Raw genomic sequence first — 16,959 nt, forward strand, 5'->3', positions numbered from 1 at the left:
TGAAACGAACCAGCAGAAGGCCATGCGCGCGCTCGTTATGTCGGGCGCGCGCAAGCTAGAGCATTTTGCGGCCAAGAGGAAACACCTGGCGTTACCCCGCTATGTTGGTTTGGCTTCGGTCGCCAAGGTCTGCTGGAAAACAGGCACCAGCTGATCCATGGCGGCTGCGAGCCACGCGCCGAGTTCGTCTGGCAGAGTGTCATGGATCCAGACCAGGCGGCTCCGGCCCTCGCCCTCGGCAAAGACCTGCATGGAGGTGTTATCGTGGGTGACCTCATCGCCGAGCCATCCCCACACGATGCGCCGGCTCTGCTCGTCGCGGGCGATGAGCCGCTCTCGCACAATCTTGCCGTCGGCGAAAGTAAGGGCCCGTACGTCGTCCTCATCCACCCTGCAGTCGACGAAAACGCCTGGGGCTATCCGTTGGGCGCCGCCGGCGAAGTCGCCGACCGTCGCCCATACGCTTTCCGGTGAAGCATCTACGATGATTTCCCTGACTATCGAAGCCATGTTCGCCTTTCCTTCATTAGTAGGTAGACCTGTCTGTCTACATATGGATGTATACAGACCTGTCTGCTATATAGTCAAGGCATGTCCGCAGCCCGAATCAACGATCGTCCCGAAAGTCTTGCGCGCCGTCGCATCCTCGATACGGCGACCGCGCTGTTTTCTCTGGAGGGGGTGCGCGCAGTCGGCATCGACCGCATCATCGCCGAGGCCGGCGTTGCCAAGGCGACGTTCTATCATCATTTCGCAGCCAAGGACGATCTCGTCCGCGCCTACATCGAGGAGCTCAGCAAGGGAGGACGGGCGGCAATCGCGCGCCTTGGCCGGCGGCCACCTCGCCCGATGATCCTTGTGATATTCGATCTCATCGCTGATGCGGCAGATCAGCCGGGCTACCGCGGCTGCCCGTTTCAGAACGCCGCCGCTGAATATCCCGACCCCAGCAGCCCGGTTCGCCAGGCGATCGATAAGCATCGTCACTGGAAGTGGGGTATCCTCAGGGATCTGCTGATCGCGGACGCAAATCCCGATCCGGACCGCACAGCGGACGCGCTAACGGTGGCGGCCGACGGCCTCCTTGTCGTCAGTCATCTCGACAGGCCGGCCAATCTGCGCAGCCTCATACGCGACACGGTCGACCGAGTACTTGGAGCCCCACGCCCGGTCTGAGACCGGATGCGCATGCAGCTTGCGCAAAGGCGATCAGTGGATCGGCACCAGCCCGGCCAGTTCACGCATGTCGTCGAACAGGATGCCGCCAGCTTCGATCAGTCCATCGCGGTCGGAAAGCGGGTCGCCGTGGTAGGAATAGACGCGCATGCCGGCGGCGATGCCGGCTGTCGTCCCGGCGACGCTGTCCTCAATGACGATGCAGTCGCCGGGCGCGAAGCCCATCGTCGCTGCCGCATGCAGGAAGAGGTCGGGGAACGGCTTGCCGCGCGAGACCATGGTCGAGCTGAACAGCGCATGCTCGAACAGCGGCAGCAGCCCGGTCTGGCCGAGTGTGATGTGCATTTTCGGTACCCGTGCCGACGAGGCGACGCAGGTGGCGATGCCGGCGGCGTGCACGGTTTCGATGAACTCGCGAACGTACGGGATGGCCTCAACGCCATGTGCGAACAGGTCCGGCAGGCCGGCGTTCCAGCGCTCGACAAAATCGGCGCCAAGGCTGACGCCGGTCGCCTCGACTTCCTTCTGCACCGAAACCATGCTGCGGCCGGAGAAATTCTTGCGGCAATATTCGAAGCTGGCCGGAAAGCCTGCCGCAGTCAACCATTCGGCGAGGCGCCGATTGGCGAGGTTCTCGGTATCGACCAGAACCCCGTCGCAATCGAAGATGACGAGTTTGGGTATTTTCATCAAGCGGTGCCGGTCGATCCGAAGCCGCCCGAGCCGCGCGCCGTGCCGCCGGCCAATGTGCGCTCCTCGACGGTCGCCCGCGTTACCGGGGCGAAGACGATCTGGGCGATCCGCATGCCGCGCGTCACCGCGAAATCTTCGTCGCCGAGATTGATCAGTAGCACCTTGACCTCGCCGCGATAGTCGCTGTCGATGGTGCCCGGCGTGTTGAGGCAGGTGAGCCCGTGCTTGAAAGCGAGGCCCGAACGCGGCCGGACCTGGCCTTCGACGCCCTCCGGAATTTCCAGGACCAGCCCGGTCGGCACCAGCGCGCGCTTTCCCGGCAGGATCAAAAGCGGCCTGTCGTCGGGGACGGCGGCGCGCAGGTCCATGCCGGCGGCGCCCGAGCTCTCATAGGCGGGAAGCGGCAAGCCCTCGCCATGCGGCAGCCTGACGAAACCGACAGCCGGACCGATGACGGAGGTAGGATAAGGTGCTGCGCGCATAAGGCTGATCCTATCGTCGCGAACGCTGGTTCAGTCAACTCGGCGGCAATGCTATCAACGGCTTTCTTTCAGCGCAGTTCCGCCTCAGCGCAGTTCCATCGGAACGACCGTGGTCTCCTTGATCTCCTCCATGACGAAAGAGGCCGAAACGTCCGACAGCGCCACCTTGGCGATCAGCCGCTGGTAGAGCCGGTCATAGGCCTTCACGTCGGCGACGCGGGCGCGCAGCACATAGTCGAGATCGCCGGACATGCGGTAGGCGCCGGTGATCTCGGCAAAGCCGGTCACCGCCGCCCGGAATCTTTGCAGCCAGTCGGGATCGTGGTTCGAGGTGCGGATCAGGATGAACACCGAAAGGCCGAGTCCGAGCTTGTCGGCGTCGACCAGCGCCACCCGACCGGTAATGATGCCGTCTTCCTCCAGCCGCTTGACCCGGCGCCAGCAGGCATTGCGCGACAGCGATATTCTTGCCGAGAGCTGGTCGACGGACAGCGTGCCGTCGCGTTGCAGCTCGGCCAGCAATCTCCGGTCTATTTCGTCGATTTCCGCCCTCATGTGGGATGTTTGTCCCAAAATGTGGCTTTAGACAAGGACAATTTGAGACCTACGAACCTGATAGCCGTGGCAGGATATTGATCGCTGGCTCTTCATGCCGGCAGGAGGGATCGACATGACAGCACGGCTCGCAAGACTTTTCACCTCTCACCCGGCCGCGGTCGGCGAGAGCTATTTCGGCCATATGGCTTTCGCCGCATGGTTCTCGTCGCGATTGTTCATGGCGGCCTTTGCCGCGCTCATTCATGCTTTCTTGCCGTTTCTGTTCGAGACCACGGCAAGCGGCATCATCCGTGAGCTCTACGAACGGACGCATAACAGAGGACGGTAAGCCGTAGAGGTGCCGATCGCGGCGAGGCCTGCTGGACAGCGCCGACGCTCAACGGATCCCGGCAGCGCAATCCCGATCAAGCGCCGCCGTCGTCGAAATACCGAGCCAGGCTTGAAGCCGCGCCGCAATCCGCCATTTTGAGGAGCGCGGCGCGATAGCCCGGAGCAGTCATGATGGATATCGTCTTTTCCTCGACCACCAAACTGGCCGCGGCCATCCGCGACCGTACGGTTTCCGCAATAGAAGTGCTGGACGAGCATCTGGCGCAGATCGACAGGCACAATGAGGCGGCCAATGCTGTCGTCACGCTCGACAGGGAGGGGGCTCGCGCTCGAGCGCAGAAAGCCGACGAAGCGCAGGCGCGCGGCGAGGCACTTGGGCCGCTGCATGGCCTGCCGTTCACACTGAAGGACACGCACGAAACCGCTGGCATGAGAACCACCGTCGGCTTCCCGGCCTTCGCCGACTATGCCCCGAGGGCAGACAGTTCGGTCGTTGCCCGGCTAAAGGCGGCAGGCGGCATACTGGTGGGCAAGACGAACGTGGCGACAATGCTCGGTGACTGGCAGTCGAGCAATCCGCTATTCGGCCGCACCGGCAATCCCTGGGATCTCCAGCGCACCGCCGGCGGCTCCAGCGGCGGTGCGGCGGCGGCGCTCAGCACCGGTATGACGCCGTTCGAGGTCGGCACCGACATGCAGGATTCGATCCGGCTGCCGGCCGCCTTTTGTGGCGTCTACGGCCTCAAGCCGACCGAGCACCGCGTCTCGCTCGCCGGCGCCTTCCCCGATCCAGGCGGGGCGCCGCGCAGCGTGCGGCTGATGTCCTGCCTCGGACCGCTGGCGCGCAGCGTCGAGGACCTGGCGCTCATCTACGGCCTCATTGCCGGCCCGGATGGAAGCGATACCGACCTTGCGCCGGTACCGGTCGAAACCATGCCGGAGCTGGACCTCAAAAATTTGCGCATTGCCGTCGCGCCGTCCTTTCCGGGCTTTCCAGTGGCCGGCGAGATCAGCGCGGCGGTCGAAAGTCTGGCAAAAGAGCTTCAGGCTGCGGGCGCCATCGTCGAGGAAGCCGAATTGCCGGAGCTCGACCTGCACGACGATCTGAAGCAGGGCGGCGTCCTGATCGGCATGATGCTGGAGGCGGCGCAGCCCGAACCGCCGGAGAATCCGACGCCGGTCTCGCGCTGGTTCGAGGCGCTCGCCCGCCGCGACCGCTCCATCCTGGCGTGGGAACGGTTCTTCGACCGTTGCGACGCCTTGCTGTGCCCGGTCGCCATGGTCACCGCCTTCCCGCATTGCGAGCCGGGAACGCCGATCGAGGTCGACGGCGAGAAGCAAAGCTACTGGATGCTGCCGGCCTATGGCGCGGTGTTCAACTACAGCGGCCATCCGGCACTGTCGCTGCCCTGCGGACAGGATCGCGACGGCTTGCCCGTAGGACTACAGCTTGTTGGCAAACGCTGGTCGGAGTCGCGCCTGCTCGGGATCGCCAGGGCCATCGAGCCGCTGGCCGGCGGCTTTCGCCGCCCACCCGGTTATTGAGTAAACCGCGCCAGTCCGTAGGGATCAAGCAGCGGATCGCGCTCGCCGTCGAGGATTTCGCGGGCGGCGAACAGGCCGACGGCCGGCGCCAGCGTGATGCCGGAATGCATAACGGCGACGTAGACGCCGCCCGTGCCTTCGGCGCGGCCTATGATGGGAAAGCCATCGACCGGCGTCGGCCGGTAGCCAATGGTGTGGAAATCGAGTTCCAGCCCATCCGCGCCGCGCAGCATCGCCTTCATCGCCGCAAACAGGTCGCGGGCGGTGGCCGCGGCATCCATGCCGGGATCGGCGCCGCCGAAATCCGAGCCGGCGATGACGCGGCCTTCCGCTGTCTGGCGCATATGCAGGCGGTCGCCGATCACCAGCCCGTTGAGCAGCTTTTCGTAGGGGCGCGAGTGCACGATCAAGCCGGGTGGCGTCTCGATCGGCAGTTCTATCCCGGCTGTTGCCGCTAGTGCCGGAGAGCCGGCTCCGGCCGCGATCACCACCTCGTCGGCAGCAATCCGCCCGCCGGATGTATCGACGCCGGCAATCCTGCCGTTGGCCTGCACAAGCGCGGTCGCGGTAACTCCCGTCAGCAGCCGCGCGTCGCGCCGTCCGGCGTCGGCCAGCAGTGCTTGCGTGGCGGCGACCGGCTCGGCGACACCTTCCTTGGCGACATGAAGGGCGAAGTCGGGAAGTTCGGCCAGATTGGGCTCGATGCGGGCCGCTCCGGCACGGTCGACACGCTCGATGCCATAGCCCCATGAGGAATGTTCGGCGGCATAGGCTTCCAGTTCGGCCGCGGGCAGGTCCCAGCACAGGCCACCGCACCATTGCAACGGGATGCCGGGCACCTCGTTCGCCAGCCGCGTCCATTCGGCCATAGCGCGAACGCGCAGCCGGAAGTACAGCTCTGGATTGCCCCAGCTGGCATTGATCCAGGCAAAGGAATTCGGTGTCGCAACGCCGCCGGTGCCGCTGCCGGCAATGACCGTCACCTTTGCTCCGGCTCTGGTCAGGTGCCAGGCGATGGAGGCGCCGATGATGCCGGCGCCGATGACGATGACTTGTCTCGCCGCTGCCATGCTTCACTCCTCGTTCCAACACCACCACTGCGATGCCATTGCCCGTGGGTTCTGCCAAGAGCGCGCGGTATAAAATATGCTTCTTGACTTTAATACGTACGTACGTATTATACCGGCATGGCTAGACATTCACTTCGCGAAAAACTTCTCGACGCCGGTTTCAAGACCATCTGGAGTTCCGGCTATTCGGCCGCCGGCGTACGCGACATCGTCGCCGCGGCCGATGCCCGCCCGGGGTCCTTCACCAATCATTTTGCCTCCAAGGAGGCGTTCACCGGCGAGGTGCTGGACCGCTATTTCGCCTATGTGAGCGGTTTGGTGGAGCAGGCCCTCGCCCGGGACGGCACGCCTCCGGTCGGGCGCTTGCGCCGCTATCTCGAAATCATCACGTCGAAACTGGAGGCGCATGATTGGGCACGGGGCTGCATGATCGGTAATCTCAGCCTCGAGACGGCAGCTCACAGTGAGGCGCTGAGGCTGCAACTCGTCGCCATTTTCGAACGCTGGCGCAAGCCCTTTGCCGAATGCATCGCCGAGGGCCAGGCGGCCGGCGATATCACCGACGCGTTCGATGCCGAGGATCTCGCCGACTTCCTTTTGAGTTCCTGGCAAGGCGCGATGCTGCGCATGAAGATGGAGCGCAGTCCCGAACCGCTCGAGCGTTTCAAGAACATCGTCTTCAAAACAGTCTTCGCAAAAAGGAGCTGATCCGGTGAACCCGAAACTCGAAAAGCGCAGAATGTTGCCGCGCTCGCAAGTCGCGGTACTCGATTCCACCATTTCCTATGCCGAGGCAGGCACGGCTGGCCCGACAGTACTCTTCCTGCACGGCAACCCGACGTCGTCCTACATCTGGCGCGACATCATCCCGCATGTAGCGCCGTTCGGCCGCTGCATAGCGCCCGACCTGATCGGCTATGGCCAATCCGGCAAGCCGGACATCGACTATCGCTTCTTCGACCACGTCCGCCATCTCGACGCTTTCATCGAGACGCTTGGCATCACCGACATGGTGGTCGTCGCGCAGGACTGGGGTACCGCCCTTGCCTTCCATCTCGCCGCCCGGCGGCCGCAGCGGATCCTCGGCCTCGCCTTCATGGAATTCATCCGCCCCTTCGAGAGCTGGGACGATTTCCACCAGCGTCCGCAGGCGCGCGAATTGTTCAAGGCAATGCGCACGCCTGGCATCGGTGAAAAGCTTGTCCTGGAAGACAACGTCTTCGTCGAAAAAGTGCTGCCGGCCGCTGTGCTGCGCACCATGAGCGATGAAGAAATGGCCGCCTACCGGGCGCCGTTCCCGACGCCACGATCGCGCAAGCCGATTCTGCGGCTGCCGCGGGACCTGCCGATCGAAGGCCAGCCTGCCGACGTCGCCGCCATCAGTGAGAACGACCATCGGGCGCTCCGGGCTTCCTCCTACCCGAAGCTGCTTTTCTCAGGCGATCCGGGCGCCCTCGTCTCGCCGCAGGCGGCACGGGAATTCGCAGCCGGCCTAAAGAACTGCCGGTTGATCGATCTCGGACCCGGCGCGCATTATCTGCAGGAGGACCATGCCGACAGGATCGGTACCGCCATTGCCGAGTGGATTCCCGAGATAGCCTTCGAGAGCCATGCCGCCGAACCGGCGTGACGTTATCACGCCGCCGCAGCTTCTTACGCGGGTGCCTCTCTATTTGTGCCGCCGAGCAGCGCCTTCAAGGTTTCGTATCGGCGCATAAGCCGTGACGAATCGACTTTCCTTGCGACCGTCAGCACGGTGCCAAGTTCCAATTCTGCGCCGGTGCGATCACCCAGTTGAATGAGCAAAGCCGCAAGCGAGAGCCGGGCGTCGGCGGCATTAACCGCCGAACCGATCTCATTCCAGCGCGAGTATGCAACTTGCAGTTCTCCAATGGCCTCGGCCAAGCGGCCTTCCCGTATGAAAAGCTCGGCCTTGGCTTCCGAGGTGAGCGCCCGGATAGATGCCATCGGCCAGCGCTGTGGCTGGGTTTCCAGTTCGGCGATGACCTGCTTCGCGCGCTCCAGTCGATCCGTTCGTGCCGCCACCTTTGCCAGAGTGGCGAGAATCAAACCCCGGCGCTGCAAGGTCGGCCAGGCGGACCCGATCAGGGACCGCTCGAGAGCGCTGAACGCGGCTTCTGCCTGTCCTTGCTCGAGCTGCAGCAATGCAAGGCCCGGCTGAGGGTCCCAGCCGACCGCATGGGCGCCACGATACGCAGCTTCCGCCTCGGTGAGGTCCCCTGCGGCAAGATGGATGTCGCCTAACACACGCAACGCGTCGCCCATCGCCCAAGGCGCATCGAGCGCAAGTTGGTTGAGGGCGGTGCGCACCAATGCTTCCGCTTCCTTCAGCGTGCCGTGCACGCCGAGCACCTCGGCCCGATGCAACCGGCACGAGCCCGACAGATCCTCTAGCCCGTGGCCCCTGCACCAATTCTCGTAACCGAGGGTCCACTGGTTTGCTCTCGACCAGTCGCCGAAATTTCGGCAGGCCCAAAGGACGTTGCAATAGAGAATTCCGCCGACCACCGGATCGACGTCGCTGGACAAACCGAGGGCGGCGGCGGCGTCCTGATCTTCCAGTCCGGATTGGGTGTCGCCAAGGCAAAGCTTGAAAAAACCGCGATAGACAAGGCCGAGCGACTCCACGACCGGATCTTCCAGATGTTTGCCGACGACGCAGGCCTGCTCGGCAAACGCCAGCGCCTGTTCCGGTTCCGCGTCCGCTGCCTTGATCCGCGACCCCATCCAACACCAAAGGCCGTGCTCCCGGCTATCGGTGGCGGTGCCGATCAATGCTGCCGCGCGCTGATGCCAGCCCTTGGCGACGGCAAGCTCTCCTCGCTCTAGGTGGATCCGCGCAAGTGTGATTGCCGGAGCAGCGCCCCTCGAACCTTGCCCAGCAATGCTGTATGCCCGCACGGCACGCGTCAGCGGCGGGATGGCTTCGGCCGGCCGCCCCATGCATTCCAGAGCCAGCGCCCATTCCTCGAGATCGGCGGTGACCAGCTCGTCGGCAGTGTCCGCTTCGGCGAACAAAGCCGCGGCCTCATACCATTTCCTGGCCGAAGCAGCCGCCCGCGCGGCCAAGATCTGCAAGCTAGCGCTCGAATGCGCAGTCGACGGATCAGGGAGAGTCGGCGCTCGTTCCGAAACGGCTGGCGGATCGAGACACATCCGGTAGCCGAACCGCGGCAGGTTGCGCAGTGCCGTTTCCATGCCGCCCTGGCGAAGAATGCTGCGAGCCAGGCTGGCAACACGCTGCAGCGAGGCTTCGGTCACCGTGACGCCCGGCCACAGGGTTTCGAGCAACTCTTCCTTGCTCAAAGCCCGGCTCCGATGGCGCAGAAGAATGGCGAGGAAATCGAAGACCAGAGGTTGCGCCTCGATCTCCCTGCCGGCGAGGCGAAGACCGCGAGCTTCCTCGTTCAGCTCGAAGTCACCGAAGCAATACATCCCCATCGGCAGCATTCCTCCTACGACAATGGGCAAAGGATCAGAAGAAGATAAGAGCGGCGTAAGGACTGTTGGCCGCCCCTCCTGTCATTCTTCATGTGCCTGGCCGGCCAAGGAGCATTTTAGCTCAGCAGCCCCGGGGATGTCATCGGCAGCGATCGCCGTCCGGCGACATTTGAACCCAACACAAGGAAACTAGGAAAATGCATAAGTACATCATTGAAAGGGACATTCCGAAGGTCGGCACTTTCGAGCGAGAGCAGCTTCGCGAGGCATCCAAGGCTTCGAACGCTGTTCTTGCCGAACTCGGCCCGGAAATCCAGTGGGTGGAGTCGTTCGTTGCGGATGACAAAACGTTCTGCGTCTACCTCGCGAAGGACGAAGCGATCATCCAACGCCATGCCAAGATGAGCGGCTTCCCGGCCACAAAGATCACGCAGGTGAAGCGCCTGTTCGATCCAACGACCGCCTACGCGCAGGCCTAGCAGGGAGGGACGGATCGTGAAGCTCTTTTCAGATATTGTGCTTGCCGTGGCAATCTCGGCATTCTTCTGCGGCGCGGCGGATGCCCATGACATACCTGACCCGGTCCTCAACCGGTCGCGGGAGATGGCGGCCAAATACCTCAGCATCGAGGTCGCCAAAGCCGACGGTTACCAGCAGTTGTTCGAATGCACGACACATGACGAGCACGGCACGATGGGTGTGCACTTCATTCATCCCGGTCGTGCCGGTGACGGCAAGCTGGTGCTCGGCGAGCCGGACGTGCTGACCTACGAACCTGAGCCCGACGGCTCCATGCAGCTCGTTGGCATGGAATATATAGTCTTCGAGAAGGACTGGAAGGGCAAGGGTGTTCCCGAGTTTCTCGGACGCACTCTCCAGCGCAAGACGACGGTGGGCGTTCATCCCGTGGACCCCTACTACGAGCTTCACGTCTGGCACTGGCGGCACAATCCGGCCGGCATGTTCGCCGACTGGAACCCTTATGTGAGCTGCGAACACGACATGTCTTGACTGGTGTTACGCAGCGCCCAGGAGGGCCATTGCATGGCTCTCCCAACATTCCGCGGCCGACATCTCGGAACCGTGTCTCCCATCCCTCGAACCACAGGAAATATTGCCATGCTGATCGGACATACAGAGCCGGATTTAATCGCCGATCATCCCGATAGTTCGCGGTTCGTCGCCGCAATCGTCGAAATGTGGCTCGCCGTTCCACGCGCCTTAGCCCGCATCATCCGCATCCGGCGTGACCGCGCATTGCTTTACGAACTGCCGGACTACCTGTTGCGCGACATCGGCATAAACCGCTCGGAGATCCAGTCGATTACCTGGCTCGGCGGCAGGGGCGTCGGCCACCAGCCACCCTTACCAGAAGCAAATCATGGTAGCGTGGACATAGCGGGAGAGTATCTTCTCATCTGAACAGCCGCAATCTGTGCCGTTGGCTCGTTAGGACAGGGTCCTATCGTCCATTCGGTCGCAACGACAAACCGGCATGTCCCTTCGGCCGAGCCCATTAGCCCAAAACCGTCGACAGGCGGAGAAAGCGCTGCTAAAAGCCCGCGCCACAGACAGGATTCCATGAAATTGGCTGAATACATCGAACAAGCGGTATCGCGCCGCCGCACTTTCGCGATCATTGCCCACCCCGACGCCGGCAAGACAACGCTCACCGAAAAGCTGCTTTTGTTCGGCGGTGCGATCCAGCTTGCCGGCGAGGTCAAGGCCAAGAAGGACCGCATCCAGACCCGGTCCGACTGGATGAAGATCGAACGCGAGCGCGGCATTTCGGTGGTCACCTCGGTGATGACCTTCGAATATGAGGGCACTGTCTTCAACCTGCTCGACACGCCCGGCCACGAGGATTTCGCCGACGACACTTATCGCACGCTGTCGGCGGTCGACAGCGCGGTGATGGTCATCGACGCCGCCAAGGGCATCGAGCCGCGCACGTTGAAACTGTTCGAGGTCTGCCGGCTGCGCGATATCCCGATCATCACCTTCGTCAACAAGATGGACCGAGAAAGCCGCGACCCGTTCGACATCCTCGATGAGATCGAGCAGAAGCTGGCGCTTGATACCGCACCGATCACCTGGCCGATCGGCCGCGCCAAGACCTTTTCCGGGACCTACCATCTGGCGCTGAACGCGGTTCGCAAGGGCGACGCCGAAAAGGAGCGCACGCCGGTCAACGGCCCCGATTCCAACCGTGTCGCCGGTCTCTTGCCGGAGAACGACCGGGAGGCCTTCATCGAGGAGCTGGAGCTGGCACGCGCGGCCTGCCGCCCGCTCGATCTGGAAGCCTTCCGCGAAGGCCATCTGACACCGGTCTATTTCGGCTCGGCGCTGCGCAATTACGGCGTGCGCGACCTGATCGAGGCGCTCGGCGCCTATGGGCCGCCGCCGCGCGCGCAGGAAGCCGACACGCGCAAGGTCGACGCGACCGAGGACAAGATGACCTCCTTCGTCTTCAAGATCCAGGCCAATATGGACCCCAACCACCGCGACCGCATCGCCTTCGTCCGCGTCTGCTCCGGCAAGCTCGAGCGCGGCATGAAGGCCAAGCTGGTGCGCACAGGAAAGCCGATGAGCCTGTCGGCGCCGCAATTCTTCTTCGCCCGCACCCGCGTCACCGCCGACGAGGCGTTTGCCGGCGACGTCGTCGGTATTCCCAACCACGGCACGCTGCGCATCGGCGACACGCTGACCGAAGGCGAGGAGATCCTGTTTCGCGGCGTGCCGAATTTCGCGCCGGAAATCCTGCGCCGCGTCCGCCTCGGCGACGCGATGAAGGCCAAGAAGCTCAAGGAGGCGCTGCACCAGATGGCCGAGGAAGGCGTCGTGCAATTGTTCTCGCCGGAGGACGGCTCGCCGGCCATCGTCGGCGTCGTCGGCGCCCTGCAGCTCGATGTCCTGAAAGAACGGCTGAACTTCGAATACACATTGCCGGTCGATTTCGAGATGTCGCGCTTTTCGGTCTGCCGCTGGATCTCGGCCGACGACAAGGCCGAGCTCCAGCGCTTCATCGAGGCGCATCGCGGCGACATTGCTCGCGATCTCGACAACGATCCGGTGTTCCTCGCCCAGCACGCCTTCTCGCTCAATTACGAGGCTGAACGCTGGAAGGCGATCCGCTTTGCGGCGGTAAAGGATTATCAGGTCCGCGACAAAGCGGCCTGATGCGCCCCTTCCCTTGTCCCCTTCTTGTGGGAGAAGGTGTCGCCGAGGGCGACGGATAAGGGGTGTTCCAGGAAACACCAACGTCTCATTCCGTCCAACATCCCTCAACCGTCTCGGCGCTTCGCGCCGATCCACCTTCTCCCACAGGGGGAAGGCAAGACCGCGTTCGTTCACCCCCTGGCTGCCTCTTCGATCTTGGCGATGTCGATTTTGCTCATCTGCATCATCGCCTGCATCACCCGGCCGGCCTTTTCCCTGTCGGGGTCCAGCAGCAGCTTGGGCAACTGCTCGGGAACGACCTGCCAGGAGAGGCCGAACTTGTCCTTCAGCCAGCTGCACTGGCTGGGTTCGCCACCGCCCGCGATGAGCCTGTCCCAGAAATAGTCAACCTCTTCCTGCGTCTTGCAGTCGATGGAGAGCGAGACTGCCTGGGTGAACTTGAATTGCGGCCCGCCGTTGAGCGCCTGGAACTGAACGCCGTCGAGCTCGAATGAGACCATCAGCACCTTGCCCTCATTATCGCCGCTGCCTTTGGGCCAGCGCATCACGCTCAGCACCTTCGAATTCTTGAAGATGGAGATGTAATGGTTCATGGCCTCCTCGGCCTGGTCGTCGAACCACAGGCAGGGGGTGATCTTTTGCATTCTCTTGCTCCTCGGACTGGTTTTGGCTTTGTTTTCACTCGCAAAACGGCCGGCTGGCGATTGATGCCCGGCCCCGCCGTCTGCCCAAGGACGCTCGAGCAAAACCCGATCCGACAGCACCTCTGACTTTTTACGGCCTGGACCGGCTGCGTCTCTGGCTGGCGCTCGTTCCGCACCCTGGCGCAGCGCAAAATTGTGGCCAGACCAGAGCTTGGCGTCTATAAGGCCTGCGGCTCAATTCCGGTTTTCCGCGCCTGTGCGGCGCGAGCAGACAGCAAGGACAGTTCAATGCCCGCCTACCGTTCCCGCACCACCACCCATGGCCGCAACATGGCCGGCGCCCGCGGCTTGTGGCGCGCCACCGGCATGAAGGATTCGGATTTCGGCAAGCCGATCATCGCCGTGGTCAATTCCTTCACCCAGTTCGTGCCCGGCCATGTCCATCTGAAGGACCTAGGCCAGCTGGTTGCCCGCGAGATCGAAAAGGCCGGCGGCGTCGCCAAGGAATTCAACACCATAGCCGTCGACGACGGCATCGCCATGGGCCATGACGGCATGCTCTATTCGCTGCCGTCGCGAGAATTGATCGCCGACTCGGTCGAATATATGGTCAACGCGCATTGCGCCGACGCCATGGTCTGCATCTCGAATTGCGACAAGATCACGCCGGGCATGCTGATGGCGTCGCTGCGCCTCAACATCCCGACCGTCTTCGTCTCCGGCGGACCGATGGAGGCCGGCAAGGTGGTGCTCGCCGGCAAAAGCCAGGCGCTTGACCTGGTCGACGCCATGGTCGCGGCCGCTGACGACAAGGTGTCCGACGAGGACGTCAAGATCATCGAGCGATCGGCCTGTCCGACCTGCGGCTCGTGCTCGGGCATGTTCACCGCCAATTCGATGAACTGCCTGACCGAGGCGCTCGGCCTGTCGCTGCCCGGCAACGGCTCGACGCTGGCGACGCATGCCGACCGCAAGCGCCTGTTCGTCGAGGCCGGCCATCTGATCGTCGATCTCGCCCAGCGCTATTACGAGCAGGACGACGACACCGCGCTACCGCGCAGCATCGCGTCGAAAGGCGCTTTCGAGAACGCCATGACGCTCGATATCGCCATGGGCGGCTCGACCAACACCGTGCTGCACATCCTCGCCGCAGCACATGAGGGCGAGGTCGACTTCACAATGGAGGACATCGACCGGCTGTCGCGGCGGGTGCCGGTGCTGTGCAAGGTGGCTCCGGCCAAGGCCGACGTCCACATGGAGGACGTCCACCGCGCCGGCGGCATAATGGCGATCCTCGGCCAGTTGGATAGCGCCGGGCTGATCAACCGCGACCTGCCGACGGTGCACACCGCAAGCCTCGGCGAAGCGCTCGATCATTGGGATATCTCCCGCACCTCAAGCCAGAATGTCCGCGACTTCTTTCTGGCGGCACCCGGCGGCGTGCCGACGCAGGTCGCCTTCAGCCAGGACCGCCGCTGGGACGATCTCGATCTCGACCGCAAGACGGGCGTCATCCGCTCGGCCGAACATCCTTTCTCAACGGATGGCGGCCTTGCCGTGCTGAAAGGCAATCTCGCGCTCGACGGTTGCATCGTGAAGACGGCCGGCGTCGATGAATCGATCCTGAAATTCACCGGCCCGGCAAGAGTGTTCGAAAGCCAGGACGCCAGCGTCAAGGCAATCCTGTCGAACGAGATCAAGGCCGGCGATGTCGTCGTTATCCGTTATGAAGGCCCGCGCGGCGGCCCCGGCATGCAGGAAATGCTCTATCCGACCAGCTATCTCAAATCGAAGGGCCTCGGCAAAGCCTGCGCACTGATCACCGACGGTCGTTTTTCCGGCGGCACCTCCGGCCTGTCGATCGGCCACGTCTCGCCGGAAGCGGCTGAAGGCGGGCTGATCGGGCTGGTCAGGGAAGGCGACACGATCGAGATCGACATCCCCAACCGCACCATCAGGCTTGCTGTCGGCGACGCGGAGCTCACCGCCCGTCGCGCGGCGATGGACGCCAGGGGAACGACTGCCTGGAAGCCCGAGGAAAAGCGCAAGCGCAAGGTGACGACGGCCTTGCGCGCCTATGCGGCGATGGCGACAAGTGCCGCCAAGGGGGCGGTGCGGTATGTGCCGGAATAGGCATACTCTTCAAAGGGGTAACGATAGATGGATTTCGACCTTGTGGTGCGCGGCGGCACGCTGCCGGACGGCAGGATCGCCGATATCGGCATCGTCGGCGAAACGATCGCAGCGATAGAGCCCGAGCTGAACGTCAGCGCCGGCACGGCGATCGATGCCCGTGGCAATCTGGTCTCGCCGCCTTTCGTCGATCCGCATTTCCATATGGACGCAACGCTCTCGCTCGGCATTCCGCGCATCAATGTCTCTGGCACGTTGCTCGAAGGCATTTCGCTGTGGGGCGAGCTGAAGCCGCTTCTGACCCACGAGGCGGTGCGCGATCGTGCGCTTGCCTATTGCGACTGGGCGGTGTCGATGGGCCTGCTCGCCATCCGCACCCATGTCGATGTTTGCGACGACCGCCTGCTGGCGGTCGAAGCGCTGCTCGACGTGAAGAAGACCGTTGCGCCGTATATCGACCTGCAATTGGTCGCCTTCCCGCAGGACGGCTTCTATCGCTCGCCGACGGCGCGCAGCAACACCATCCGGGCGCTCGACATAGGCGTCGATGTCGTCGGCGGCATCCCGCATTTCGAGCGCACCATGGCCGACGGCACGCGCTCCGTCACCGAGCTCTGCGAGATCGCGGCCAAGCGCGGCCTGATGGTCGACCTGCATTGCGACGAGACTGACGATCCGCTGTCGCGCCACATCGAGCAGCTTGCCTATGAGACGCAGCGGCTCGGGTTGCAGGGCAGAGTGGCCGGCTCGCACCTGACATCGATGCATTCGATGGATAATTACTACGTTTCGAAGCTATTGCCGCTGATTGCCGAGGCCGGCGTTTCGGCGATCCCCAATCCGCTGATCAACATCATGCTGCAGGGCCGCCACGACACTTTTCCCAAGCGCCGCGGCCTGACGCGGGTCAAGGAGATGCTGGCGCACGGCATCCGCGTCGGCTGGGGCCAGGATTGCGTGCTCGACCCCTGGTATTCGCTGGGCACCGCAGACATGCTCGACGTCGCCTTCATGGGCCTGCACGTCGCCCAGATGTCGAGCCCGGCCGAGATGGCGAGCTGCTTCGACATGGTCACCAACGTCAATGCCGCCATCATGGGCCTCGATCACCTTGGCCTGGTGGTCGGCAAGCGCGCCAGCCTGGTCGTTCTCGATGCCGGCAACCCGGTCGAGGCGCTGCGGCTGCGCCCAGAGCGTCTCTGCGTCATTGCCAGGGGCAAGATGGTGGCCGAGCGCAGCCGGCAGGACACGCGGCTTTCGATCGCCGGAAGGCCGGGCACGGTGAACCGGCGCCACGCTTAAAGCGCGTCGCGCTCGACCGGCCTCATGCGACGCGCTTGTCTTATGACTTTCATTGCAAAGAGGCGAGAATGAATCGCTGGGAGAGAGTAGCAGCTCTCTCCTCAGCGGCGAGGGATGGATCGTCGACGCGCTGGCCATTTGAGGGCCGAGCTAAAGTTTGATCACCCTCGTCTTTTCCCGAAGGCCTGAACGGATACGCGCAGTTTGAGCTGCGCATGACAAGCAGAGGCACGGCAAAAGATGACAGACATTACCATTGGCGTCGACATCTCGAAAGAGGCGCTGGACGCCTTTCGCTTTCCCGACGGCGAGAGCCGCCGCTTCGACAACACGGCCAAGGGCCACAAGGCGCTGATGCGCTGGATCGGCTCCGAGGTTACACGG

At 63.4% G+C, this 16,959-nt stretch carries 18 protein-coding genes; 11 read left to right on the forward strand and 7 right to left on the reverse strand.

Translation table 11 applies throughout. The annotated features are described in order from the left end of the window. Window positions 1-99: 99 nt before the first annotated feature. Window positions 100-510, reverse strand: a complete 411-nt coding sequence (locus NKJ35_RS01750) for an SRPBCC family protein (protein ID WP_254816146.1) — start codon at window positions 508-510, stop codon at window positions 100-102. Between the two features lie 81 nt (window positions 511-591). Between NKJ35_RS01750 and NKJ35_RS01755 the strand changes: the two genes are divergently transcribed. Further along, complete coding sequence (locus NKJ35_RS01755) at window positions 592-1,176, forward strand: TetR/AcrR family transcriptional regulator (protein WP_352644534.1); 585 nt, start codon at window positions 592-594, stop codon at window positions 1,174-1,176. 33 nt (window positions 1,177-1,209) lie between these two features. Here NKJ35_RS01755 and NKJ35_RS01760 read toward each other — a convergent pair whose 3' ends face one another. The 3 genes from NKJ35_RS01760 to NKJ35_RS01770 form a co-directional block, all read right to left on the reverse strand. After that, window positions 1,210-1,866, reverse strand: a complete 657-nt coding sequence (locus tag NKJ35_RS01760) for an HAD family hydrolase (RefSeq protein WP_352644535.1) — start codon at window positions 1,864-1,866, stop codon at window positions 1,210-1,212. Then, entirely contained in the window at window positions 1,866-2,351 is a 486-nt protein-coding gene (gene dut / locus NKJ35_RS01765; protein WP_352644538.1) for a dUTP diphosphatase, read from the reverse strand. Before dut ends, NKJ35_RS01760 begins: the two co-directional genes overlap by 1 nt. An 84-nt stretch (window positions 2,352-2,435) precedes the next feature. Continuing rightward, a complete protein-coding gene (locus NKJ35_RS01770; protein ID WP_352644540.1) occupies window positions 2,436-2,906 on the reverse strand; it encodes an Lrp/AsnC family transcriptional regulator in 471 nt (156 codons plus the stop codon). Window positions 2,907-3,021: 115 nt separating this feature from the next. On the opposite strand from NKJ35_RS01770, the gene NKJ35_RS01775 reads away from it, so the two are divergent. Both NKJ35_RS01775 and NKJ35_RS01780 read left to right on the forward strand, forming a co-directional pair. After that, window positions 3,022-3,237, forward strand: a complete 216-nt coding sequence (locus NKJ35_RS01775) for a DUF6356 family protein (protein WP_023717932.1) — start codon at window positions 3,022-3,024, stop codon at window positions 3,235-3,237. Between the two features lie 173 nt (window positions 3,238-3,410). Further along, window positions 3,411-4,784, forward strand: a complete 1,374-nt coding sequence (locus NKJ35_RS01780) for an amidase (RefSeq protein ID WP_352644576.1) — start codon at window positions 3,411-3,413, stop codon at window positions 4,782-4,784. Here NKJ35_RS01780 and NKJ35_RS01785 read toward each other — a convergent pair. Then, the gene (locus NKJ35_RS01785) at window positions 4,778-5,854 is read right to left on the reverse strand and encodes an NAD(P)/FAD-dependent oxidoreductase (RefSeq protein WP_352644541.1); all 1,077 of its coding nucleotides are present in this window, start codon (window positions 5,852-5,854) and stop codon (window positions 4,778-4,780) included. The two genes, NKJ35_RS01780 and NKJ35_RS01785, sit on opposite strands and share 7 nt — an antisense overlap. Before the next feature lie 117 nt (window positions 5,855-5,971). On the opposite strand from NKJ35_RS01785, the gene NKJ35_RS01790 reads away from it, so the two are divergent. Continuing rightward, window positions 5,972-6,562, forward strand: a complete 591-nt coding sequence (locus tag NKJ35_RS01790; protein ID WP_352644543.1) for a TetR/AcrR family transcriptional regulator — start codon at window positions 5,972-5,974, stop codon at window positions 6,560-6,562. Between the two features lie 31 nt (window positions 6,563-6,593). Beyond that, window positions 6,594-7,484 carry a haloalkane dehalogenase gene (locus NKJ35_RS01795; RefSeq protein WP_352644578.1) on the forward strand — a complete coding sequence of 297 codons (891 nt, stop codon included), beginning with the start codon at window positions 6,594-6,596 and terminating at the stop codon, window positions 7,482-7,484. A 23-nt stretch (window positions 7,485-7,507) separates the two neighbouring features. On the opposite strand, the gene NKJ35_RS01800 is transcribed toward NKJ35_RS01795, so the two are convergent. Next, complete coding sequence (locus tag NKJ35_RS01800; RefSeq protein ID WP_352644545.1) at window positions 7,508-9,325, reverse strand: winged helix-turn-helix domain-containing protein; 1,818 nt, start codon at window positions 9,323-9,325, stop codon at window positions 7,508-7,510. 188 nt (window positions 9,326-9,513) lie between these two features. Between NKJ35_RS01800 and NKJ35_RS01805 the strand changes: the two genes are divergently transcribed. The 4 genes from NKJ35_RS01805 (at window position 9,514) to NKJ35_RS01820 (ending at window position 12,496) form a co-directional block, all read left to right on the forward strand. Further along, window positions 9,514-9,795 carry a DUF4242 domain-containing protein gene (locus NKJ35_RS01805; protein ID WP_254816139.1) on the forward strand — a complete coding sequence of 94 codons (282 nt, stop codon included), beginning with the start codon at window positions 9,514-9,516 and terminating at the stop codon, window positions 9,793-9,795. Between the two features lie 16 nt (window positions 9,796-9,811). Beyond that, window positions 9,812-10,327 (forward strand): hypothetical protein, encoded by a 516-nt coding sequence (locus tag NKJ35_RS01810; RefSeq protein WP_352479870.1) that lies wholly within the window; start codon window positions 9,812-9,814, stop codon window positions 10,325-10,327. 108 nt (window positions 10,328-10,435) lie between these two features. Continuing rightward, window positions 10,436-10,738: a DUF1127 domain-containing protein gene (locus tag NKJ35_RS01815; RefSeq protein WP_352644547.1), complete on the forward strand. Its 303-nt coding sequence runs from the start codon at window positions 10,436-10,438 to the stop codon at window positions 10,736-10,738. A gap of 159 nt (window positions 10,739-10,897) precedes the next feature. Next, window positions 10,898-12,496: a peptide chain release factor 3 gene (locus NKJ35_RS01820; protein ID WP_502904603.1), complete on the forward strand. Its 1,599-nt coding sequence runs from the start codon at window positions 10,898-10,900 to the stop codon at window positions 12,494-12,496. A 170-nt stretch (window positions 12,497-12,666) separates the two neighbouring features. Here the strand turns inward: NKJ35_RS01820 and NKJ35_RS01825 are convergent, their stop codons facing one another. Further along, window positions 12,667-13,140, reverse strand: coding sequence for a VOC family protein (locus NKJ35_RS01825; protein ID WP_254816135.1), 474 nt, complete (start codon window positions 13,138-13,140; stop codon window positions 12,667-12,669). 288 nt (window positions 13,141-13,428) lie between these two features. On the opposite strand from NKJ35_RS01825, the gene ilvD reads away from it, so the two are divergent. Continuing rightward, the gene (gene ilvD / locus NKJ35_RS01830) at window positions 13,429-15,273 is read left to right on the forward strand and encodes a dihydroxy-acid dehydratase (protein ID WP_352644551.1); all 1,845 of its coding nucleotides are present in this window, start codon (window positions 13,429-13,431) and stop codon (window positions 15,271-15,273) included. Window positions 15,274-15,300: 27 nt separating this feature from the next. Further along, window positions 15,301-16,575, forward strand: a complete 1,275-nt coding sequence (locus NKJ35_RS01835; RefSeq protein ID WP_352644553.1) for an amidohydrolase family protein — start codon at window positions 15,301-15,303, stop codon at window positions 16,573-16,575. Window positions 16,576-16,959: the final 384 nt, after the last annotated feature.

Source organism: Mesorhizobium sp. M0136, from assembly GCF_040322515.1.
Taxonomy (GTDB): Bacteria; Pseudomonadota; Alphaproteobacteria; order Rhizobiales; family Rhizobiaceae; genus Mesorhizobium.